The sequence below is a fragment of the Quatrionicoccus australiensis genome (genome assembly GCF_020510425.1).
GTDB classification, from domain to species: Bacteria; Pseudomonadota; Gammaproteobacteria; order Burkholderiales; family Rhodocyclaceae; genus Azonexus; species Azonexus australiensis_A.
In genome coordinates, this window is sequence record NZ_JAHBAH010000001.1 from 460,613 (window position 1) to 479,075 (window position 18,463).

An 18,463-nucleotide genomic window follows, 5' to 3' on the forward strand; every position below is an offset into this window, starting at 1 on the left:
GTGCATGGATTTTGTATATCCCGCTTCAAACAAGCTCATTATATTCAATGGGATATAAAACCTTGCTTATACAACTTTGCTGATAATGGATATACAGCCCGCGGCGCCGCTGTCCTGATAAATTTTGCCCATCGGTTCAATGCTGCATCGCAACACGGCAGATCCCGACAAAAATTACATTCAACTCCTGGAGGTTCAATCCCATGTCCATCAAGAAATCCGCCGTCCTCGGTGCGCTGCTCGCCGCCAGCCTGTCTAGCGCCTACGCCGTCGACTGGAGCGATACCTACGTCGGCTACCGCTACGGCACCACCTTTGCCGAGCCGTTCAACAACAACGACATCGCCAAGAACATCTTCAACCTGAACCATGTCAACGGTTACAAATACGGCACCAATTTCCTGAATGCCGACATCCTGCTGTCCGACAAGAAGGACCCGGATGGTGTCGGTTCCACCACGGGCGCCCAGGAAATTTATGTTGTCTATCGTCACACCCTCGATCTCGGCAAGGTCTTCGGCACGCCGGAAACCTTCAAGTTCGGCCCGGTCCGCGGTCTCGGCCTGACTGCCGGCTTCGACTTCAACTTCAAGGATGATGCCGGTTACAACTCGAAGAAGCAGATGCTGGTTGCCGGTCCGACCGTCATGTTCGACGTGCCGGGCTTCCTGAATGTCAGCCTGCTGCAACTGTGGGAAAGCAATGCCCCCTACAACGGCTTCACCAAGACCAAAACCGACCGCTACGACTACGATCCGCACCCGATGCTGAATGCCGCCTGGGGCATCCCGTTCAGCGTCGGCCCGGTCAAGCTTTCCTTCGAAGGCTTTGCCAACTTCATCGCGTCCAAGGGCAAGAACGAATTCGGTGGCAATACCAAGCCGGAAACCAACATCGATGCGCAGATCATGTACGACGCCAGCTCGCTGCTCGGCGCCAAGCCGAGAACCTTCAAGGTCGGCCTGGAATACCAGTACTGGCGCAACAAGTTCGGCAACGACCACACCAAGGCCGCCGGTGATGGTGCCTTCGCCAAGACCCCGATGATTCGCGCCGAGTTCCACTTCTAAATCGTCATCGACGATGTGTCGCCACGGCGCAGCGGGCTTCGGCCGGCTGCGCCGTTTTCCTTCCGCCAGCAGCCCAGCCCGCCCTTGGCGCACGGCAGTTGCGGGTAAAATCGCGCCATGAACTCCAGCCACGACCCCAGCCCCCTGTCGCCCCTCGGCAAAGCCACGGAATACCGCAATGCTTACGCCCCGGAGCTGCTTTTCCCGATTCCCCGCCAGATCAAGCGCAGCGAGATCGGCGTCAGCGATGCCGCCCTGCCCTTCGTCGGCGAAGACATCTGGAACGCCTACGAAATCTCCTGGCTCAATGAAAAGGGCAAGCCGGTCGTCGCCCTCGGCTGCTTCCGCATCCCGGCTGACAGCCCGCACCTGATCGAATCGAAGTCCTTCAAGCTCTACCTGAATTCCTTGAACCAGACGCCCTTTGCCGACACCGACACGGTGGTCGCGACACTGGCCAAGGATCTGTCGGCGGCCGCCGGCGCCACGGTCGATGTCGAACTGGCGCCGCTCGGCCTCTACCCGCTGCCGCAGATCGCCTATCCGGACGGCGTGCTGCTCGACGATCTCGACATCGCCTGCGACACCTACCAGCCGACCCCCGAACTGCTGCACACGGTCGACGCCCCGGAAATCGAGGAAACGCTGTATTCGCACCTGCTCAAGTCGAACTGCCTGGTCACCGGCCAGCCGGACTGGGGCATGGTCGTCATCCGCTACCGCGGCCGGCCGCTCGAACGCGCCGCGCTGCTGCGCTACATCGTCTCCTTCCGCAACCACAACGAATTCCACGAGCAGTGCGTCGAGCGCATCTACTGCGACATCACGCGCCAGTGCGCGCCTGCCGCGCTTGCCGTTTACGCCCGCTACACGCGGCGCGGCGGACTCGACATCAATCCCTTCCGCAGCAGCGGCGAGTTCGGGCCGCCGGAAAATGTCCGCGAAGTCCGCCAGTAGGTCGCCTACGCGTTCCTGCGTATGGCCGGCCGCGGCCACCTTGCCGACAATCCGGCCATGAACAGCCGCCTGCCGATCGCCCCGCCCACCTGGCACGCCGAGTTGCATCTCGGTTTTGCCAGCCGTGCAGGCCGCAGTGTGCTGCGCGAGAATCGCCACCAGGGCCCCTTGCGCGTGCAAAAGGCGCTTTACCCGGAAGGCGAAGGCATCTGCCAGGCCATCCTGCTGCATCCACCCTCCGGCATTGCCGGCGGCGACCAGCTGCACATCGCCGTGACGGTCGACGCCGCGGCCCAGGCACAAATCACCACGCCGGGTGCCGGCAAGTGGTACCGCTCGGGCGGCGCCGAAGCCAGCCAGCACATCAAATTCAACGTTTGCGCCGGCGCCGCGCTCGAATGGCTGCCGCAGGAAACCATCGTCTTCGATGGTGCCATTGCGCGCATGGACACCCGCGTGCAACTCGCCGCCGACAGCCGCTATATCGGCTGGGACATTCTCTGCCTGGGCCGTGCTGCCGCCGGTGAACGCTTTGAAAACGGCCGTTTTGACCTGTTTTGTCGCGTCGACCGGTCGGGCCAGCCGATCTGGCTCGAACGCGGCGGCTTTGCCGGCAATGACGCGATGTTGCACAGCCCGGCCGGCTGGGCCGGCGCCACCGTCTGCGGCACCCTGCTTTGCAGCTTTCCCGAACTGCCGCAACAGGCCGCCGCCCTGCTCGAAAGCTGCCGCGCCATCGCCCCGGCCGATGCCGCATCACATGCGCTGACCGCCCTGCCCGGCATCCTGGTTGCCCGTTACCTCGGCGACAACAGCGAAGCCGCGCGGCAATGGTTCGCCGACATCTGGAAAATCCTGCGCCCGGCCTGTATCGGTCGACCGGCCGTTTTGCCAAGAATCTGGAATACCTAAGGAGTCTTCATGGAACTGACACCACGAGAGAAAGACAAGCTGCTGATCTTCACCGCCGGCCTGCTCGCCGAACGGCGCTTGGCGCGCGGCTTGAAGCTCAACTACCCGGAAGCCGTGGCGCTGATCACTTGCGCCATCATGGAAGGTGCCCGCGAAGGCAAGACCGTTGCCGAACTGATGCACGCCGGCACACAGGTCCTGAGCCGCGCCGACGTCATGGACGGCATCGCCGAGCTGATTCCGGAAATCCAGGTCGAAGCGACGTTTCCGGATGGGACCAAGCTGGTCACCGTGCATAACCCGATTGTTTGATTGCAGGATGCAAACCCCTAACCCCCCCAGCCCCCCTTGTCAGGGGGGAGTGAGCATCTCGGCCAACCGAGGCGCCACTCCCTCCCCTGACAAGGGGAGGGTTGGGGAGGGGTTTTCCCCCTTCTCGTTTACGGAGAAACCATGACCCCCGGAGAACTCCTCGCCGAACCCGGCGAACTTGAACTCAATGCCGGCCGCCCGACCATCACGCTGGTCGTCGCCAATACTGGTGACCGCCCGATCCAGGTCGGCTCGCACTACCACTTTCACGAAACCAATGCCGGTCTGAGCTTCGACCGCGAAGCGGCGCGCGGCTTCCGCCTCGACATCGCCGCCGGCACCGCCGTGCGCTTCGAGCCAGGCCAGACGCGCACCGTGCAACTGGTCGCGCTGGCTGGCGACCGCAAGGTCTACGGTTTCCGTGGCCTCGTTCAGGGAGCACTGTGATGAGTACGAAAATCACCCGTCAGGCCTACGCCGAAATGTTCGGCCCCACGACCGGCGACCGTCTCCGTCTCGCCGATACCGACCTCATCATCGAAGTCGAAAAGGACCACACGATCTACGGCGAGGAAGTGAAATTCGGCGGCGGCAAGGTCATCCGCGACGGCATGGGCCAGGGCCAGCGCGCCTCGGCTGAAACGGTCGATACCGTCATCACCAACGCCCTGATCGTCGATGCCGTGACCGGCATCATCAAGGCCGACATCGGTCTCAAGGATGGCCGCATCGCAGCCATCGGCAAGGCCGGCAACCCGGACATCCAGCCCGGCGTGACGATAGTCATCGGCCCCGGCACCGAGGTCATCGCCGGCGAAGGCATGATCGTCACGGCCGGTGGCATCGACAGCCACATCCATTTCATCTGTCCGCAGCAGATCGACGAGGCGCTCTATTCCGGCGTAACGACCATGATCGGCGGCGGCACCGGCCCCGCCACCGGCACCTTCGCCACGACCTGCACGCCGGGGCCGTGGCACATCCACCGCATGCTCGAAGCGGCCGACGCTTTCCCGATGAACCTCGGTTTCCTCGGCAAGGGTAACGCCAGCCTGCCGGAAGCCCTGCGCGAGCAGGTCGCAGCCGGCGCCATGGGGCTCAAGCTGCACGAGGACTGGGGCACGACGCCGGCCGCCATCGACTGCTGCCTGACGGTGGCCGACGAGATGGACGTGCAGGTCGCCATCCACTCCGACACGCTCAACGAATCCGGCTTTGTCGAAGCGACCTTGGGCGCCTTCAAGGGCCGCACCATCCACACCTTCCACACCGAAGGCGCCGGCGGCGGCCACGCCCCGGACATCATCAAGGCGGCCGGCCTGCCCAATGTCCTGCCCAGCTCGACCAACCCGACCATGCCGTACACGGTGAACACCATCGACGAGCATCTCGACATGCTGATGGTTTGCCACCACCTCGACCCGAGCATCGCCGAGGACATTGCCTTCGCCGAATCGCGCATCCGCCGCGAGACGATTGCCGCCGAGGACATCCTGCACGACCTCGGCGCCTTCTCGATGATGAGTTCCGACTCGCAGGCCATGGGCCGCGTCGGCGAAGTCATCATCCGTACCTGGCAGGCGGCGCACAAGATGAAGCTACAGCGTGGCGCCTTGCCGGAAGACAGTACAAGAAATGACAACTTCCGCGTCAAACGCTACATCGCCAAGTACACGATCAACCCGGCGTTGACCCACGGCATCGCGCACACCGTCGGCTCCATCGAAGTCGGCAAGCTGGCCGACCTGGTGCTGTGGAAACCGGCCTTCTTTGGCGTCAAGCCGAGCCTGATTCTAAAAGGCGGCATGATCGCAGCCGCCGCGATGGGCGACCCCAACGCCTCGATCCCGACGCCGCAACCGGTACATTACCGGCCGATGTTCGGCAGCTTCGGCAAGGCGCTGAAAACGTCCGTCACCTTCGTCTCGCAAGCGGCGCTGCAAAACCCAGCGGTCAACGCCCTGAAACTGCAAAAAACGCTGGTCGCCGTCTCCGGCACGCGCACGCTGCAGAAATCTGACATGGTGCACAACGGCGCCACGCCCGAAATCACCGTCGATCCCGAAACCTACGTGGTCAAGGCCGACGGCGTGCATCTCGTCTGCGAACCGGCGACCGAACTGCCGCTGGCGCAGCGTTACTTCCTGTTCTGAGACGGCATGCAGCACTGGCTCTACCTCGGCGTGGCGATCGTCAGCGAAGTCATCGCCACCTCGGCACTGAAGGCAGCGGAAGGCTTCACCCGGCCGCGGCCCTCGCTGCTGGTCGTGATCGGCTACGGCATCGCCTTCTACTGCCTGTCGGTGGTACTGCGCACGCTGCCGCTCGGCATCACCTACGCCATCTGGTCCGGCGTCGGCGTCGCGCTGGTCGCCCTGTCCGGCTGGCTGCTCTACGGCCAGGCGCTCGACCTGGCAGCCGTGCTCGGTCTGACGCTGATTGTCGCCGGCGTCATCGTCCTCAACCTCTTCTCGAAAACCGTCGCTCACTGAACCCATGCTCATCCTCAACCACCGCAGCACTGCCGCCGCCACCGACTCGGTGGCGCTGGCCTACGACGAACGCAAGCGCAGCCGCCTCAAGGTCACGCTCGCTTCCGGCTTGGATGCCGGCATCTTCCTCGAACGCGGCGATCACCTGCACGGCGGCGACAAGCTGGTGGCTGAAGACGGCTCAACCGTCGTCGAAATCCTCGCCGCGCCGGAAAAGCTGATCGAAGCCGTCGCCGACAGCCCGTTGCTCTTCGCCCGCGCCGCCTATCACCTCGGCAACCGGCATGTGCCGGTACAGATCCTGCCGACGGAAAACGGCGGCAAGCTGCGCTTCCAGACCGACCACGTACTGGCCGACATGGCCAAGGGTCTGGGCTGCACGATCGGCGAAACCGAAGCGCCCTTCCAGCCGGAATCCGGCGCCTATGGGGCGCATGGCGGCCATCACCATGGCGACGACGAGGCGACGACCGACCTGCACAACCCCGGCCACGGTCCACACCGTTCCGTGCCGAAAATTCACCAATTCAAGCCACGCTGAGCACGGGAAAGAATTTTGGAACTGCTCCGCCTCAGCCTGCTGTTCGCCCTCACTGCACTCGCCGAGATCGTCGGCTGCTACCTGCCGTGGCTCGTCGTCAAACAGGGCAAGAGCGCGCTCCTGCTTCTGCCGGCCGCACTTTCGCTGATCGCCTTCGCCTGGCTGCTGACCCTGCATCCGACGGCCGCCGGCCGGACCTATGCGGCTTACGGCGGCATGTACATCGCCGTCGCGCTGCTCTGGCTGCGTTTCGTCGATGACGTGGCGCTGACCCGCTGGGATGTTGCCGGTGCCATGATCGCCCTGTGCGGCATGGCCGTCATCGCGCTGCAACCTTCCGCCGGCGCAAGCGCATGAGCCTGCAACTCGCCCGCCTGCTGCAACTGGCCAGCCCGGCCCTGCCGGTCGGTGCCTACACCTATTCGCAGGGCCTGGAATGGGCTGTCGAATCGGGCGTCATCAGCGACGAAACCACGGCCGGCCGCTGGATTGCCGACCTGATGCAGCACGGCATCGGGCGCTACGAAGCGCCGCTGGTTTTTGCCCTGATGGCAGCGTGGACCGCTGGCGAGGCCGGCGAAATCGCCCGCCTCAATGGCGAATTCCTGGCCAGCCGCGAATCGGCCGAACTGCGCGCCGAAACAGCCCAGATGGGCTTTTCGCTCAACCGCCTGGTGCGCGATTTGCGCGATCCGGACTTGGCAAGTGTCGAAAGCACGCTAGCCAGCCTCGGTGAAATCGCCTTCCCGACCGGCTGGGCCGGCCTCGCCGCCTACTGGAAAATCGCGCCCGACGCCGCGTTGACCGCCTACCTCTGGTCCTGGGCGGAAAACCAGGTAATGGCCGCATTGAAAGCCGTACCGCTCGGCCAGGCCGCCGGCCAGCGCCTGCTTGCCGAGCTGGGCGGCAGGATTCCCGCCATCGCGGTCGACGCACAAAAATTGCCCGAAATGCAGTGGTCCAACTTCACACCAGCCTTCGCCATTGCTTGCGCGCGGCATGAAACGCAGTATTCGCGACTGTTTCGGTCTTGAGATGGTGGCAAAAACCTTAACCCCCCCTAGCCCCCCCTTGTCAGGGGGGGGATATAGTGGCGACGGTTCAACCGCCACTCCCTCCCCTGACAAGGGGAGGGCCGGGGAGGGGTTTGAGGCCACTATCCGAAAGAACAAATTTCTTTCCTACGACCAACGCCTGACTGCTTTCGCCCGCACAAACCGCCAGCAGCCAACGCCGGCCGAAAATCTGATCTGGCAGAAAGTCCTGCGCAACCGGCAATTTTTCGGCCACAAATTCCTCCGGCAAAAACCCATCGGTCCCTACGTCGTCGATTTCTACTGCGCCGAACTCAATCTGGCCATCGAAATCGACGGCGACAGTCACGCAGAACAGCAGGACTACGATGCCAAACGAACGGCCTTCCTTGAAAGCCATGGCCTGCGTGTCCTCCGCTACCCCAACCGCGAAATTCTGAACAATCTTCCCGGTGTTTACGAACACCTCCAACAGCAACTGGAACAAACCCAATCATGAGCAAACAAGCACTGCGCGTCGGCATCGGCGGCCCCGTCGGTTCCGGCAAGACCGCCCTGACCCTGGCCCTGTGCCAGGCCCTGCGCGAACAGATCGACATGGCCGTCGTCACCAATGACATCTACACCGCCGAGGACGCCAAGTTCCTGGTCAATCATTCGGCGCTGGCGCCGGAGCGCATCATCGGCGTCGAGACCGGCGGCTGCCCGCACACGGCGATCCGCGAGGATGCGTCGATCAATCTCGAGGCGGTCGACCGCCTGCAACGCGCCTTTCCCGGCGTCGAGCTGATTCTCGTCGAATCCGGCGGCGACAACCTGGCGGCGACCTTTTCGCCCGAACTCTCCGACCTGACGCTCTACGTCATCGACGTCGCGGCCGGCGAGAAGATTCCGCGCAAGGGCGGCCCCGGCATCACCAAGTCCGACCTGCTGATCATCAACAAGATCGACCTCGCACCGATGGTCGGCGCCTCGCTTGAGGTCATGGCGACCGATGCCAAGGCGCAGCGCGGCGCGCGGCCCTTCGTGTTCAGCAACCTGAAGACCGGTCAGGGCCTGGACGAGATCATCGCCTTCATCCGCGAAAAAGGCATGCTTTAGGCCGTTGACCGGTAGGCGGCATCACGGCCGGTCGACCACGAATTCCAGGCGATTTCCCCTGGCGTCCACACCGCTGCCCTGCAACGAGCGGCAGGTGATGGCGCGCCAGGTGAAGCGGATTTCGCGCCCGTCCGAACAGCGGACCAGACCTTCGCCGCTTTCACCCAGACAGGAACCAGGGTTGGGCGACGACTTGGCCGGCTCGGCGATGCCGTCGCAGGTGAGGCCGCTGTGGCGCTCGCTCAGCACGAAACGCCCGCCGCCGCTGTTGCCCGGATAACCCTTGCCGCGCAGTTCGCCCGCCACGTCGCTCAAGCTGCCACGCGCCTGGTAGCCGTAGGCGCAGGCGCCGAGCAGCAGTGCCAGAGCAAGGGGGAAGACGCGGGATTTTTTGTTCACGAGGCAGCAACACTGTTTTCGGGGATAATCGACATTTTTACACCCATTCGACGCCCGCCGTGAATCCGCATCTCGCCCAACTCCAGCCCTACCCCTTCGAAAAGCTGCGCGCCCTGTTCGCCGGCGTCACCCCGAACCCGCAATACAAAGAGATCAAGCTGTCGATCGGCGAGCCGCAGCACGCCACGCCGCCCTTCATCATGGACGCGCTGGCCAAGGGCCTGAACGGCCTCGCCAACTACCCGACGACGCCGGGCATGCCGGCCTTGCGCCAGGCCATCGCCGCCTGGTGCGGCCGCCGCTACGGCCTGCAGCTTGATGCCGAAACCGAGATCCTGCCGGTCAACGGCTCGCGCGAGGCACTTTTCTCCTTCGCCCAGACGGTGATCGACCCGAGCCGTGGCTACGTGCCGCTGATCGCCAGCCCGAACCCCTTCTATCAGATCTACGAAGGCGCCGCCTACCTGTCGGGCGCCGAGCCGCGCTTCCTCAACAACCTGCCGGACAACGGCTTTGCCTTCGACTACGCGGCATTGTCGGAAGAAGAATGGGCGCGCGTACAACTGTTTTACGTCTGCTCGCCGGGCAACCCGACCGGCAAGGTGCTGTCGCTGGACGACTGGAAGACGCTGTTCGCCCTCTCCGACAAGTACGGCTTCATCATCGCCTCTGACGAGTGCTATTCCGAGATCTACTTCGACGAAGCCAACCCGCCGATCGGCGGCCTCCAGGCCGCCCAGCTGCTCGGCCGCACGAACGACCGCCTGGTCATGTTCTCCAGCCTGTCGAAGCGCTCCAACGTGCCGGGCATGCGTTCCGGCTTCGTCGCCGGCGACGCGAAAATCCTCAAGAAATTCCTGCTCTACCGCACCTACCACGGCTGCGCCATGGCGCCCCCGGTGCAGACCGCGTCGATCGCCGCCTGGAACGACGAAGCGCACGTGCTCGACAACCGCGACCAGTACCGCGCCAAATTCGCCGCCGTGACGCCGCTGATTGCCGACGTGCTCGGCACCGCCCTGCCCGACGCCGGTTTCTACCTGTGGGCGAAGACGCCGATCGCGGACACCGAATTCGCCCGCGGCCTGCTCGAACACTATAATGTCGTGGTCCTGCCCGGCAGCTTCCTCGCCCGCGAGGCCAACGGCGTCAACCCGGGCAGCAATTTCATCCGCATCGCGCTGGTCGCGTCGCTCGAGGAATGCCTCGAAGCGGCCAGCCGTATCCGTCAATTTGCCCAACAACTTTAAACAGAGAGAACCCTCCATGAGCCATCCGCTGCAAGCCACCATCGACGACCTCTGGGAACGCCGTACCGAACTCACCACCCAATCCGCCGACGCCATCAAGATCATCGAATCCGTGATCGGCGATCTGGATAGCGGCAAGCTGCGCGTTGCCGAAAAGATCAACGGTGAATGGGTCGTCAACCAGTGGGCCAAGAAGGCCGTGCTGCTCTCCTTCCGCACCCGCGACAACCGCGTCCAGGAAGCCGGCGACGTCCGCTTCTACGACAAGGTCGACACCAAGTTCCAGGGCTGGAGCGAAGAACAGTTCAAGGCCGGCGGCTTCCGCGTCGTGCCGGGCGCCTTCGCGCGCAAGGGTTCGCACATCGCGAAGAACGTCGTGCTGATGCCCTCCTTCGTCAACATCGGCGCCTTCGTCGATGAAGGCACCATGGTCGACACCTGGGCCACCGTCGGTTCCTGCGCGCAGATCGGCAAGAACGTGCACCTGTCGGGCGGCGTCGGTATCGGCGGCGTGCTTGAGCCGATCCAGGCCGGCCCGGTCATCATTGAAGACAACTGCTTCATCGGCGCCCGTTCGGAAGTCGTCGAAGGCGTCGTCGTCGAAGAAAACTCCGTGCTCGGCATGGGCGTCTATCTCGGCCAGAGCACCCCGATCTACGACCGCGCCACCGGCGAAATCAGCTATGGCCGCGTGCCGAGCGGTTCCGTGGTGGTCAGCGGCAACCTGCCCAAGGGCGACGGCGCCTACAGCATGTACGCCGCCATCATCGTCAAGCGCGTCGATGCCCAGACCCGCTCGAAGACCAGCATCAACGACCTGCTGCGCCCTTAAAGCCAGGACTGCGCAATGTTGCTGGTGGCACGGTACGCACCCGCAACATTGCGCATGATTTTTAGCACCACCGAGTTCCACTACCTAACGAAGGTCTTGCCATGATCCTCGACAAACTGTTCCAGCTGATGTCGGAAAAGCAGGCGTCGGATATTTTCATATCCGCCGGCGCGCCCATCCACATCAAGATCCAGGGCAATACACTGCCGGTCAACCAGCAGATGATGTTGCCCGACATGATCGAAAAGATCGCCCACGAACTGATGTCGCCTGAGCAGATCAAGACCTTCGAGACCACGTCGGAGATGAATCTCTCCTTCGGCGTGCCGCAGGTCGGCAACTTCCGGGTCAATATCTTCAAGCAGCGCGGCTCGGTCAGCATCGTCGTGCGCTTCATCCTCGGCAACATCCCGCCGCTCGAAAGCCTGGGCGTACCGCCGGTGCTGGCCGAGATGATCATGGAGAAGCGCGGCTTGATCCTGATCGTCGGCGCTACCGGTTCCGGCAAGTCGACGACCATCGCCGCCATGCTCGATCACCGCAACGCCAACCGCAATGGTCACATCCTGACCATCGAGGACCCGATCGAGTTCCTGTTCAAGCACAAGCGTTCCATCGTCAATCAGCGCGAAATCGGCATGGATACCGCCGACTGGAACGTGGCGCTGAAGAACGCCATGCGCCAGGCGCCGGACTGCATCCTGATCGGTGAAATCCGCGACAAGGAAACCATGCAGGCTGCCGTCGCCTACGCGCAGACCGGCCACCTCTGCCTGGCCACGCTGCACGCCAACAATTCGTACCATGCGCTGAACCGCATCATCAGCTTCTTCCCGCCCGAGAACCGGCCGGCGCTCTTCCTCGACCTCTCGGTCAGCCTGCGCGCCATCGTTTCGCAACGCCTGGTCAAGAAACCGGACGGCAAGCTGCTGCCGACTTGCGAGGTCATGCTCAACACCCGCCACATCAGCGAACTGATCGAACGCGGCGAAGTGCAGGCGATCAAGGATGCCATGGAGCAGACCCTGACCCCGGGTTCGCAGACCTTCGAGCAGGATCTCTTCCGCCTTTATCACGAAGGCACTATCACCCTCGACGAAGCCTTGGCCAATGCCGATTCGCCGACCAACCTGTCGTGGCTGATCAACAATTCCGAAATCAGCAGCAGCACGCCGGAAGAAGACAAGGCCGCCGAACTGGCTCTCGATTTCGACAGCACCAACTCGGGCGGCACCTCCTTCAAGGAATTTGCGCTCAGCCTCGCCGACGACGACGAAACACCCCAATGACCGAACCCACGCTCGAACTGGCCCGGCAGATCATCGCCCGGCCCTCCGTCACGCCGGACGACGCCGGCTGCATGGACATCATCACCGCCCGCCTCGCACCGCTCGGCTTTGCCATCGAATACATCAACCGCAATGGCGTGACCAATCTCTGGGGACGCCGCGGCACCAGCGCACCGCTCTTCGTCTTCGCCGGCCACACCGATGTCGTGCCGACCGGGCCGCTGGAAAAATGGACCAGCCCGCCCTTTGCACCGGAAATCCGCGACGGCGTGCTCTACGGGCGCGGCACGGCCGACATGAAATCCTCGCTCGCCGCCTCGGTGATCGCCGTTGAAACCTTCATCGCCGCCCACCCGGATCATCCCGGTTCGCTCGCCTTCCTGCTCACCTCGGACGAAGAAGGCGATGCCAACGACGGCACCATCGCCGTCGTCGAGGCCCTTAAAGCGCGCGGCGAAACGCTCGATTTCTGCATCATCGGCGAGCCGACCTCGGTCAACACGCTGGGCGACATGATCAAGAACGGCCGCCGCGGTTCGCTCTCCGCCACGCTCCAGGTCAAGGGCATCCAGTGCCACATCGCCTACCCGGAAAAGGGCCGCAACCCGATCCACGAAGCCGCCCCGGCCCTGGCCGAACTGGCGACGACGGTCTGGGACGAAGGCAACGAATATTTCCCGCCGACCACCTGGCAGGTCTCGAACATCCATGCCGGCACCGGCGCGACCAACGTCGTCCCCGGTCAACTCGAAATCAAGTTCAATTTCCGTTTCTCGACGGCGAGCACCCCGGAAGGCCTGCAACAACGCCTGCGCGCCATCCTCGACAAGCACAAGCTCGATTACGAGATCAGCTGGACGCTCGGCGCCCGCCCCTTCCTGACCGGGCGCGGTCCGCTTGCCGATGCGGCGACTGCGGCCATCCGCGAAATCTGCGGCATTGAAACCGAACTGTCGACCACCGGCGGCACCTCCGACGGCCGCTTCATCGCCGAGATCTGCAAGCAGATGCTGGAAATCGGCCCGGTCAATGCGACCAGCCACAAGATCGACGAGAACATCGAAGTCGCATCGCTGCCGCAACTCTCCGCCATCTACACCCGGATTCTTGAGCAGTTGCTGCTTACCGGCAACTAAGCGCTCGATCCTGCCCCCCCGATCCTGAAAACAAAAAATGACCGATCCCGCCGCCCGCAGCGAACTCATCACCATTCGCGACTTCATCCGCTATGCGGTCAGCCGCTTCAATGCCGCGCAACTGTTTTTCGGCCATGGCAGCGACAACGCCTGGGACGAAGCCGTTTACCTGACGCTGCACACGCTGCACCTGCCGCTTGACCGCCTCGAACCCTTCCTCGATGCCCGTCTGCTGCCCGGCGAGCGTGAAACCCTGCTCGGCGTCTTCCGCCGCCGCTGCGAAGAGCGCCTGCCGGCCGCCTACCTGACCAACGAAGCCTGGCTGGGCGAACACCGTTTCTACGTCGACGAGCGCGTCATCGTGCCGCGCTCCTTCATCGCCGAACTGCTGCAGGAACAACTGACGCCGTGGATCGAAGACCCGTGGGCCATCCACTCGGCGCTCGACCTGTGCACCGGCTCCGGCTGCCTCGCCATCCTGACCGCGCTCGCCTTCCCGGAAGCCGAAGTCGATGCGGTCGACCTCTCGGAAGACGCGATTTCCGTCGCCGAACGCAACGTCGCCGACTACCACCTGAACGACCGGGTCAACATCATCCAGTCCGATGCCTTCACCAGACTGGCCGGCAAGCGCTACGACCTGATCATCTCCAACCCGCCCTACGTCAATGCCGAATCGGTCGACCTGCTGCCGCCGGAGTATCTGCATGAGCCGGAACTGGCGCTCGGCTCGGGCGAAGACGGTCTCGACTTCACGCGCATCATCCTCGCCGAAGCGAAAAAGCACCTGACGGAAGACGGCATCCTGGTCGTCGAAATCGGCCACAACCGCGATGCGCTTGAAGCCGCCTACCCCAACCTGCCCTTCATCTGGCTCGACACCGAAGCCGGCGACGAATACGTCTTCCTGCTGCGCGCAGAAGACCTGCCGGAATAAGCAGGCAGCTTGAACAAGCTTTTCGAAATACCCAGCCCTTTCGAGATCGAAACGGGCACCGTGCTCATGCTCGAACCGGGCTGGGCGCGCGAGGGCGAGTTGCGCGCCCAGTTGCTCGACGAGAGCTACCCGAAGCCCTTCGTCATCGACAACGGCAAGTCGCGCTTCCTGTATTTCAACGTGCGCCTGATGCAGAGCGAAATGTCGCTCAAGGCGCCGCACGACCTCGCCTTGCGGTACACGCAGAAAATGATGGCATTTCTGCTTTTCCAGCCGCGCCCGAAACGCATCGTGCTGATCGGTCTGGGCGGCGGCTCGTTGATCAAGTTTTGCTACCAGCGCATGCCGGGCACCCACCTGACTGCGGTCGAACTCAATCCCGACGTAATCGCCCTGCGCGACGCTTTTGCCGTGCCGGCCGACGACGAGCGCCTGCAGATCATCGAGGCGGATGGCGCCGAATTCATCGAGAACACCGAAAAGGGCATCGATGTACTGCTCGTCGACGCCTTCGACAAGACCGGCTTCGCGCCCAGCCTGGCCAACCGCGAGTTTTTCGAAAACGCCTACGCCAAGCTGGCTGGCAACGGCGTGCTGGTCATCAACCTGGCCGGCGAAAAGGAAACCTACGCCGGCCTGATCGGCGAGGCGATGCACGTTTTCGACGACCAGGTCATCGTGATCTCGGTGCCCGACGACGGCAACCACGTGCTTTACGCCTTCCGCGAGCTCTACTTCGAGCCGCGCTGGCGCTGGCTGCACAACTACGCCAAGGAGTTGCGCGCCAAATTCGGCCTCGATTTCCCGGCCTTCGTGCAAAAGATGGAACGCTCGACCAAGCTCGGTCTGGCCCGCCGCGAGGCGCTGCGCGGCCGCTGAATCAGGGTTTGTCGCCGCCTGCCTGCTCGGCGCGCTGCGCCGCCTGTTGACTGGCCTGATCAAGCTTTTGCTGCACCTCCTGCAGCGTCTTCTGACCCTGTTCAACTTCCTGCTTTTTCAGGGATGCCGCCGTCGCAGCCGTGCCAACGGTTTCGACGCCACAAGCGGCAAGGAACAACAGGGAAGCGAGCAAAGCGGTTTTCATGCTTTTTCCTTTACATCCACCGCGGCCAGAATGGCCTGCAACAAATGCCAGCAACGCTCGACCGCGGCCACTTCGACCGCCTCGCCCGGCGCATGCGCACCGCGGATGGTCGGGCCGAAGGAGACGATGTCCAGACTCGGATACTTGGCCCCGATGATGCCGCATTCCAGCCCGGCATGGATCACCTGGACGCTGGATTCAGCGGCGAATTCGCGGTGATAGACCTGCTGGCACAGCGCGAGCAGCGGCGAAGCCGGGTTCGGTGTCCAGCCCGGGTAATAACCACTCTGTTCGGTCGACGTGCCGGAAAGGGCAAAAAGGCTGACGATCTCCGCGGCTAGCGCCAGACTGCCGCTGTCCTGCAGCGAACGCAGCATGAAATTGCAACTGCCGCCGGCCGGTTGCACATCGACCATGCCGAGATTGTTCGAGGTCTCGACCACACCCGGCAAAGCCCGGCTCATCCGCCGCACGCCATGCGGCGCGGCATGCAGCGAGGCCAGCCAGACCGCCTGCTCGGCAGGGGCCAGCAGTTCGGGTACATCGCAGGCCGCCAGGCTCAGGCAAACGCCATCATCGACGCCGCGCAACTCCTGGCGCAGCACGGTTTCGATTTCCTTCAGGCAGGCTCCAACCGCAGTCTGCGTCCCCGGCGGCAGCGCAAGCACGGCGACTGCTTCGCGCGGCAAGGCATTGCGCGCCGTCCCACCGAGCAGGCTGGCCAGACGCAGCGGGAATTTCTGCTCAAGCTCGCGCAGCACGCGCACCAGCAACTTGATCGCGTTGCCGCGCTCTTCATGGATATTGACGCCGGAATGGCCGCCGCGCAGCCCGCCCAGCTCGATGCGCCAGCCCTGCCAACCAACCGGCACCGGTTCAGGCAGCCCGGACCGGGCAACGTTGACGTCCAGCCCGCCGGCACAGCCGAGATAGAACTCGCCCCATTCCTCGGTATCGAGATTGAGCATCAGGCTGCCCTGCAGCAATCCCGGCTCAAGACCACGCACGCCGCCCATGCCGGCCTCTTCGTCAACAGTAAACAGGGCTTCGAGCGGACCATGCTGCAGTTCGGCATCTTCCAGCGCCGCCAGCATCAGCGCCACACCGATGCCGTTGTCGGCGCCCAGCGTGGTGCCCTCGGCGACCAGCCAGCCATCGCGCAGCACCGGCCGGATCGGGTCACGGGCAAAGTCATGCGGCGTGTCGGCATTCTTCTGGCAGACCATGTCGAGATGCGCCTGCAGGATGACGCCCGGCAGATGCTCGCGCCCGGGCGTCGCCGGCTTGCGGATAATCAGGTTGCCAGCGGCGTCGACCGTTGCCGGCAGACCATGCGCCTGCGCCCAATCGAGCAGATCCTGGCGCAGCGCCGCTTCCTCCTTGGACGCCCGCGGAATCGCGCACAAACGGGAAAAATGTTGCCAGACGCGGGCGGGCGCCAGAGAAGAGAAAACATCCTGAGCAGCAAAAGTGGCCATGGCGAACCCTGAAAGTGAAAACCCCCGAACATCTTTCGACATTCGGGGGTTTAAATTCTGGGGCGACTGATGGGGCTCGAACCCACGACAACCGGAATCACAATCCGGGACTCTACCAACTGAGCTACAGCCGCCGCTGAGCGAAGGCGCGCATTGTACGAACTTCTGAAAGCGCTGTCTACAACTTCTTCTTCAATTGCTGCAAGCGAATGCAACTGCTGTCAGTTTGATCCACCGTGATAGAATTGACAGCTTTATTTTTCGGCTCTGTAGTCACAAGGAATTCTCATGGAAGCAACCACTGCACAAGCTAACGAACTCGAACGTAGCGTCGACCTCTCCATCGCCATTGCCGATATCGAGAAGGAAATGGACCAGCGCCTGAAGCGCATGGGCAAGAACATCAAGATGCCGGGCTTCCGTCCGGGCAAGGTGCCGCTCCACATCGTCAAGCAGCAGTATGGCGACCAGGCTCGTCACGAAATCCTCTCCGAACAGCTCGACCGCGTCTTCGGCGAAACCGTGACCGCCCAGAAGCTGCGCGTTGCCGGCTACCCGCGCATCGAGCCGAAGACCACCGAAAGCACGACCCACATCGAGTTCGCTGCCACCTTCGAAATCTACCCGGAATTCGTGCCTGGCGACCTGTCGACCGCTGAAGTCGAACGTCCGGTTCTCGAAGTCGGCGAAGCCGAAATCACCAAGACCCTCGACATCCTGCGCAAGCAGCGCGTTTCCTACGCCGACGCCGACCGCGCCGCCGCCAAGGAAGACCGTGTTGTCATCGACTTCCTCGGCAAGAAGGACGGCGTGCCGTTCGCCGGCGGTGAAGCCAAGGATTACCCCTTCGTGCTCGGCCAGGGTCAGATGCTGCCCGATTTCGAAAACGCTGTCGAAGGCGCCAAGGCTGGCGAATCGAAGACTTTCGACCTGGCTTTCCCGGCTGACTACCACGCCAAGGATCTGGCCGGCCAGACGGTCCAGTTCGACATCACCGTCAAGCAGGTGCAAGCCCCCGTCCTGCCGGAACTCGACGCCGAGTTCGCCACCAGCATGGGCATTGTCGACGGCGACGTCGCCAAGATGAAGGCCGAGATCGAAGCCAACCTGAAGCGCGAAGTGAAGAAGCGCATCGAAGCCAAGCTCAAGGATCAGGTCATGGAAGCCCTGCTCAAGGCCAACCCGATTGCCGTACCGGGCGCCCTGATCGAAATGGAAATCCAGCGCCTGATGCAGGCTGCCCGCCAGGATATGGAACAGCGCGGCATGAAGACCAAGGACTTCCCGATCCAGCCGGAATGGTTTGCCGACCAGGCAAAGCGCCGCGTCACCCTTGGCCTGGTTCTTGCTGAAGTCGTCAAGACGGAAAAGCTGCAAGCAACGCCGGAACAGGTTCGTGCGATGGTCGAAGAAACCGCCCAGAGCTACGAGCATCCGGAAGAAGTCATCCGTTGGTATTACGCTCAACCGCAGCGCCTCCAGGAAGTCGAAGGCGTCGCAATCGAGAACAATGTGGTTGAATGGGTTCTGGGCAAGGCCAAGGTCACTGACAAGGCTGCCGTTTTTGATGAACTGATGGGCCAGAACCAGTAATTTCCGGCACGTCACAAAAACAACAAACGTCTGTAACGTAACCAAC

22 protein-coding genes and 1 tRNA gene are annotated in these 18,463 nt (G+C 63.1%); 19 read left to right on the forward strand and 4 right to left on the reverse strand.

The genetic code is table 11. The features are described 5' to 3' along the window. The first annotated feature begins 203 nt into the window (after positions 1-203). From KIG99_RS02370 to ureG, 12 genes are all read left to right on the forward strand, one after another. Positions 204-1,070, forward strand: a complete 867-nt coding sequence (locus KIG99_RS02370; protein WP_226458631.1) for a hypothetical protein — start codon at positions 204-206, stop codon at positions 1,068-1,070. A 117-nt stretch (positions 1,071-1,187) separates the two neighbouring features. Beyond that, a complete protein-coding gene (gene queF, locus KIG99_RS02375) occupies positions 1,188-2,027 on the forward strand; it encodes an NADPH-dependent 7-cyano-7-deazaguanine reductase QueF (protein ID WP_226458633.1) in 840 nt (279 codons plus the stop codon). 21 nt (positions 2,028-2,048) lie between these two features. Beyond that, positions 2,049-2,939, forward strand: a complete 891-nt coding sequence (locus tag KIG99_RS02380) for an urease accessory protein UreD (RefSeq protein ID WP_226458634.1) — start codon at positions 2,049-2,051, stop codon at positions 2,937-2,939. Between the two features lie 9 nt (positions 2,940-2,948). Beyond that, on the forward strand, positions 2,949-3,251 hold the full coding sequence (ureA, locus tag KIG99_RS02385; RefSeq protein WP_226458635.1) for an urease subunit gamma: 303 nt from the start codon (positions 2,949-2,951) through the stop codon (positions 3,249-3,251). A 141-nt stretch (positions 3,252-3,392) separates the two neighbouring features. Further along, positions 3,393-3,698, forward strand: coding sequence for an urease subunit beta (locus tag KIG99_RS02390; protein ID WP_226458636.1), 306 nt, complete (start codon positions 3,393-3,395; stop codon positions 3,696-3,698). Continuing rightward, positions 3,698-5,404, forward strand: coding sequence for an urease subunit alpha (ureC, locus tag KIG99_RS02395; protein WP_226458637.1), 1,707 nt, complete (start codon positions 3,698-3,700; stop codon positions 5,402-5,404). Before KIG99_RS02390 ends, ureC begins: the two co-directional genes overlap by 1 nt. Positions 5,405-5,410: 6 nt before the next feature. Then, a complete protein-coding gene (locus KIG99_RS02400; protein ID WP_226458638.1) occupies positions 5,411-5,743 on the forward strand; it encodes a DMT family transporter in 333 nt (110 codons plus the stop codon). 4 nt (positions 5,744-5,747) lie between these two features. Continuing rightward, complete coding sequence (ureE, locus tag KIG99_RS02405) at positions 5,748-6,284, forward strand: urease accessory protein UreE (protein WP_226458639.1); 537 nt, start codon at positions 5,748-5,750, stop codon at positions 6,282-6,284. Between the two features lie 12 nt (positions 6,285-6,296). Continuing rightward, the gene (locus KIG99_RS02410; RefSeq protein WP_226461779.1) at positions 6,297-6,641 is read left to right on the forward strand and encodes a YnfA family protein; all 345 of its coding nucleotides are present in this window, start codon (positions 6,297-6,299) and stop codon (positions 6,639-6,641) included. Continuing rightward, a complete protein-coding gene (locus KIG99_RS02415) occupies positions 6,638-7,318 on the forward strand; it encodes an urease accessory protein UreF (protein ID WP_226458641.1) in 681 nt (226 codons plus the stop codon). Before KIG99_RS02410 ends, KIG99_RS02415 begins: the two co-directional genes overlap by 4 nt. Beyond that, positions 7,284-7,817 carry an endonuclease domain-containing protein gene (locus tag KIG99_RS02420; RefSeq protein WP_226458642.1) on the forward strand — a complete coding sequence of 178 codons (534 nt, stop codon included), beginning with the start codon at positions 7,284-7,286 and terminating at the stop codon, positions 7,815-7,817. The genes KIG99_RS02415 and KIG99_RS02420 overlap by 35 nt, the downstream gene beginning before the upstream one ends. Then, positions 7,814-8,419 (forward strand): urease accessory protein UreG, encoded by a 606-nt coding sequence (gene ureG / locus KIG99_RS02425; RefSeq protein ID WP_226458643.1) that lies wholly within the window; start codon positions 7,814-7,816, stop codon positions 8,417-8,419. The genes KIG99_RS02420 and ureG overlap by 4 nt, the downstream gene beginning before the upstream one ends. 21 nt (positions 8,420-8,440) lie before the next feature. Here ureG and KIG99_RS02430 read toward each other — a convergent pair whose 3' ends face one another. Continuing rightward, the gene (locus KIG99_RS02430) at positions 8,441-8,818 is read right to left on the reverse strand and encodes a hypothetical protein (protein WP_226458644.1); all 378 of its coding nucleotides are present in this window, start codon (positions 8,816-8,818) and stop codon (positions 8,441-8,443) included. 59 nt (positions 8,819-8,877) lie between these two features. Here KIG99_RS02430 and dapC point away from each other — a divergent pair, with 59 nt between their 5' ends. The 6 genes from dapC (at position 8,878) to KIG99_RS02460 (ending at position 15,141) form a co-directional block, all read left to right on the forward strand. Continuing rightward, a complete protein-coding gene (dapC, locus tag KIG99_RS02435; RefSeq protein WP_226458645.1) occupies positions 8,878-10,068 on the forward strand; it encodes a succinyldiaminopimelate transaminase in 1,191 nt (396 codons plus the stop codon). A gap of 16 nt (positions 10,069-10,084) precedes the next feature. Then, positions 10,085-10,900: a 2,3,4,5-tetrahydropyridine-2,6-dicarboxylate N-succinyltransferase gene (gene dapD / locus KIG99_RS02440; RefSeq protein ID WP_226458646.1), complete on the forward strand. Its 816-nt coding sequence runs from the start codon at positions 10,085-10,087 to the stop codon at positions 10,898-10,900. Positions 10,901-11,001: 101 nt separating this feature from the next. Beyond that, complete coding sequence (locus tag KIG99_RS02445) at positions 11,002-12,189, forward strand: PilT/PilU family type 4a pilus ATPase (RefSeq protein WP_226458647.1); 1,188 nt, start codon at positions 11,002-11,004, stop codon at positions 12,187-12,189. Beyond that, entirely contained in the window at positions 12,186-13,325 is a 1,140-nt protein-coding gene (dapE, locus tag KIG99_RS02450) for a succinyl-diaminopimelate desuccinylase (RefSeq protein WP_226458648.1), read from the forward strand. Before KIG99_RS02445 ends, dapE begins: the two co-directional genes overlap by 4 nt. A 37-nt stretch (positions 13,326-13,362) precedes the next feature. Then, entirely contained in the window at positions 13,363-14,262 is a 900-nt protein-coding gene (gene prmB / locus KIG99_RS02455; RefSeq protein ID WP_226458649.1) for a 50S ribosomal protein L3 N(5)-glutamine methyltransferase, read from the forward strand. 9 nt (positions 14,263-14,271) lie between these two features. After that, positions 14,272-15,141: a spermine/spermidine synthase domain-containing protein gene (locus tag KIG99_RS02460; protein WP_226458651.1), complete on the forward strand. Its 870-nt coding sequence runs from the start codon at positions 14,272-14,274 to the stop codon at positions 15,139-15,141. Position 15,142: 1 nt separating this feature from the next. Here the strand turns inward: KIG99_RS02460 and KIG99_RS02465 are convergent, their stop codons facing one another. The 3 genes from KIG99_RS02465 to KIG99_RS02475 form a co-directional block, all read right to left on the reverse strand. Then, positions 15,143-15,346: a hypothetical protein gene (locus tag KIG99_RS02465; protein WP_226458652.1), complete on the reverse strand. Its 204-nt coding sequence runs from the start codon at positions 15,344-15,346 to the stop codon at positions 15,143-15,145. Continuing rightward, a complete protein-coding gene (locus KIG99_RS02470) occupies positions 15,343-16,824 on the reverse strand; it encodes an aminoacyl-histidine dipeptidase (RefSeq protein ID WP_226458653.1) in 1,482 nt (493 codons plus the stop codon). Before KIG99_RS02470 ends, KIG99_RS02465 begins: the two co-directional genes overlap by 4 nt. A gap of 58 nt (positions 16,825-16,882) precedes the next feature. After that, positions 16,883-16,958: transfer RNA gene (locus KIG99_RS02475), tRNA-His, on the reverse strand. Positions 16,959-17,112: 154 nt separating this feature from the next. On the opposite strand from KIG99_RS02475, the gene tig reads away from it, so the two are divergent. Further along, on the forward strand, positions 17,113-18,417 hold the full coding sequence (tig, locus tag KIG99_RS02480; protein ID WP_226458654.1) for a trigger factor: 1,305 nt from the start codon (positions 17,113-17,115) through the stop codon (positions 18,415-18,417). Positions 18,418-18,463 lie beyond the last annotated feature (46 nt).

Coding starts and splice junctions, on each gene's coding strand:
- KIG99_RS02470 (WP_226458653.1), bottom strand. CDS start 16,824: ATGGCCACTTTTGCTGCTCAGGATGTTTTCTCTTCTCTGGCGCCCGCC.
- KIG99_RS02420 (WP_226458642.1), top strand. CDS start 7,284: ATGAAACGCAGTATTCGCGACTGTTTCGGTCTTGAGATGGTGGCAAAA.
- ureA (WP_226458635.1), top strand. CDS start 2,949: ATGGAACTGACACCACGAGAGAAAGACAAGCTGCTGATCTTCACCGCC.
- KIG99_RS02400 (WP_226458638.1), top strand. CDS start 5,411: ATGCAGCACTGGCTCTACCTCGGCGTGGCGATCGTCAGCGAAGTCATC.
- ureC (WP_226458637.1), top strand. CDS start 3,698: ATGAGTACGAAAATCACCCGTCAGGCCTACGCCGAAATGTTCGGCCCC.
- dapE (WP_226458648.1), top strand. CDS start 12,186: ATGACCGAACCCACGCTCGAACTGGCCCGGCAGATCATCGCCCGGCCC.
- KIG99_RS02415 (WP_226458641.1), top strand. CDS start 6,638: ATGAGCCTGCAACTCGCCCGCCTGCTGCAACTGGCCAGCCCGGCCCTG.
- tig (WP_226458654.1), top strand. CDS start 17,113: ATGGAAGCAACCACTGCACAAGCTAACGAACTCGAACGTAGCGTCGAC.
- KIG99_RS02370 (WP_226458631.1), top strand. CDS start 204: ATGTCCATCAAGAAATCCGCCGTCCTCGGTGCGCTGCTCGCCGCCAGC.
- dapD (WP_226458646.1), top strand. CDS start 10,085: ATGAGCCATCCGCTGCAAGCCACCATCGACGACCTCTGGGAACGCCGT.
- KIG99_RS02465 (WP_226458652.1), bottom strand. CDS start 15,346: ATGAAAACCGCTTTGCTCGCTTCCCTGTTGTTCCTTGCCGCTTGTGGC.
- ureG (WP_226458643.1), top strand. CDS start 7,814: ATGAGCAAACAAGCACTGCGCGTCGGCATCGGCGGCCCCGTCGGTTCC.
- KIG99_RS02390 (WP_226458636.1), top strand. CDS start 3,393: ATGACCCCCGGAGAACTCCTCGCCGAACCCGGCGAACTTGAACTCAAT.
- prmB (WP_226458649.1), top strand. CDS start 13,363: ATGACCGATCCCGCCGCCCGCAGCGAACTCATCACCATTCGCGACTTC.
- ureE (WP_226458639.1), top strand. CDS start 5,748: ATGCTCATCCTCAACCACCGCAGCACTGCCGCCGCCACCGACTCGGTG.
- queF (WP_226458633.1), top strand. CDS start 1,188: ATGAACTCCAGCCACGACCCCAGCCCCCTGTCGCCCCTCGGCAAAGCC.
- KIG99_RS02380 (WP_226458634.1), top strand. CDS start 2,049: ATGGCCGGCCGCGGCCACCTTGCCGACAATCCGGCCATGAACAGCCGC.
- KIG99_RS02445 (WP_226458647.1), top strand. CDS start 11,002: ATGATCCTCGACAAACTGTTCCAGCTGATGTCGGAAAAGCAGGCGTCG.